Below are 441 nucleotides of genomic sequence, written 5' to 3' on the forward strand. Positions count from 1 at the left end.
TGCCAACACAACCGCCTAATCCGTCAAACCGGGCATATCGCCGTGCCAATGGCCGGTATTCAGGGTTTTGCACAACAGGGAAACATGGGCATCCGCCAAACCTTCCGCCGTCAGCTCAATCGGATAAATGCAGATTTCACGCTCAGGGCTGCGCGTGTGGCGTGCGCCGTAGGCAACGGATAAAAGCTGCGCACCCAAACACACGCCGACAATATATTTATCCGCAGCCATCGCCTGACGCATCAGGCGCAGCTCGGATTGGGGGTCGTAATACGGGAATGCCTGCCTGTCTTCATCAGGCGCTTGCGGACCGCCCATCACAATCAAAAAATCTATATCGTCCACATTGTCAGGCAGGGTTTCAAATTCGTACATTTTGGTTGAACTGATGTTATATCCGCGCCATTGCGCCCCTTTCAAATATGCTCCCGGCACTTCAAA

Annotated in this window: 1 protein-coding gene; it reads right to left on the reverse strand. The window is 53.3% G+C overall.

The window, feature by feature from the left end:
• Window positions 1–15 precede the first annotated feature (15 nt).
• Window positions 16–441: glutamine amidotransferase-related protein (locus ACTHTS_RS11275; RefSeq protein WP_440370090.1), on the reverse strand; the 426-nt coding region annotated here is incomplete at its 5' end.

Source organism: Neisseria sp. P0019.S003 (genome assembly GCF_051957115.1).
In the GTDB taxonomy this organism is placed as follows: domain Bacteria; phylum Pseudomonadota; class Gammaproteobacteria; order Burkholderiales; family Neisseriaceae; genus Neisseria; species Neisseria flavescens_D.